The sequence below is a fragment of the Streptomyces sp. NPDC054932 genome, assembly GCF_053610205.1.
Genome location: NZ_JBSGXU010000390.1, coordinates 1 through 1570, shown reverse-complemented (window position 1 = coordinate 1570; position 1570 = coordinate 1). Strand labels below are relative to the sequence as shown.

The 1570-nt window shown below is 72.5% G+C and carries 2 protein-coding genes; one reads left to right on the top strand and one right to left on the bottom strand.

The window, feature by feature from the left end; translation table 11 throughout:
* Positions 1-166: 166 nt before the first annotated feature.
* On the bottom strand, positions 167-556 hold the full coding sequence (locus ACWGE1_RS41025; RefSeq protein ID WP_453425566.1) for a hypothetical protein: 390 nt from the start codon (positions 554-556) through the stop codon (positions 167-169).
* Between the two features lie 264 nt (positions 557-820).
* Between ACWGE1_RS41025 and ACWGE1_RS41020 the strand changes: the two genes are divergently transcribed.
* On the top strand, positions 821-1570 hold a 750-nt coding region (locus ACWGE1_RS41020), incomplete at its 3' end, for an N-acetyltransferase (protein WP_453425565.1).

Here is a 1570-nt window from a genome sequence, read left to right as displayed (position 1 = left end):
CTTTTCACTCCCCCGTCCTTGAGTACTACTTTCTCGGGCGGGGCCCGGTGTCGCTCGGTGTTGAGGTGTGGGGGGGGGTGTTGTTCCACACCATCCCCCCCCCCCCCCCGCCCCCGCCCGCAATCCGGCCGCCCCCGTACGGCCCCGGGTCACCCTTCGGCGGTGATCAGCAGGAGCGCCACTCCGCCGACGCCGTGCCGTTGAAGTACTTGCCCGGATCCGCCCAGACGTCGATCCACTTGCTGGTTCCGGCGGGGCCGACCTGGGGGCTGGACTTGTGGCCGCCGCCCGCGTAGTAGAACTTGATGAACGGGCACCGGCCGTCGGCCTTGGCGTCGAAGATGGTTCCGGTGGCCCGCGCCCCGTCACAGATCTCGCCGCTGCCGCCGCCTTCGCCGCGGACCTTGTTCCAGGGGGTGCACGCCAGAACGGTGCTTTCGCCGCCTGCGGCCGCCGGTGCCGGCGGGGCCGCGATCGCGACCGCGGACAGGCCGAGGGCGAGTGTGGCGAGTGCGCGGCCCATGCGGCGACCGTTCGTGCTCTTCATGCTCTTCATGCCGGTCAACGTGTCTCCTGGGTAGTCGGGCGGTGGAGGTTGGGTCCCCCTGAAGCGGGCACCACTCTGTTCGCCGGCCGCATTGTCCGGACGGGACCCGAGCGGTATCCGCAGGTCAACGGCAAGGGAGGGGGCGGACAATACGGATTGTCCGCGGACACCGCGGGTCTGCCGGCCGGCGCGGGCCGCCGGCAGGGCACGCCGGGGGCGGACGTGCCGCCCCATTCGTTTGAGTGGTTCCGGGATCCGCCATACCCTCCGGGCATGACCGGCATCAAGATCACCACGCTTGCGGAACGACCCGAACTGGCCGCCCGCCTGTGGGACATGAAGGACTCGTGGCCGGAGTTCGCCCGGCACGACTCGCTGGGATCGCTGCTGTACCCGCGGATGGTGGCCGAACTCCCGCAGTACGTGCTCGTCGCCACCGAGGGCGCGGCCGTGGTGGCCCGGGGGTTCAGCGTGCCCTTCGCCCTGCGCGCACCCGGCCGGGGCGGAGGTGAACTGCCCGCGCGGGGCTGGGACCAGGTCCTCATGTGGACCTTCTCCGACCTGCGGCGCGGCATCGAGCCCGACACGGTCGGCGCCGTCGAGATCTCCGTCGCCACCGACCGGCAGGGCGAGGGCCTGTCGGGCCGGATGCTCGCCGCCATGCGGGACAATGCGGCCGCGCGGGGCTTCGCCGAGGTGGTGGCGCCGGTCCGGCCCAGCGGGAAGCCGGCCGAACCGGACGTCTCGATCCACGAGTACGCGTACCGCACCCGCGAGGACGGCCTGCCGCACGACCCGTGGCTGCGGGTCCACGTACGGGCGGGCGGGGTCGTCGACTCGGTCGCCCCGCTGTCGATGACCATTTCGGGCTCCGTGGCCCAGTGGCAGGAGTGGACCGGCCTGCCCTTCGACACGGCGGGCCCGGTCCGCGTCCCCGGCGCGCTGGTCCCCGTCCGGTGCGAGCCGGAGCAGGGGTACGCGGTGTACGTGGAGCCGAACGTCTGGGTGCGCCACCGGATCCGG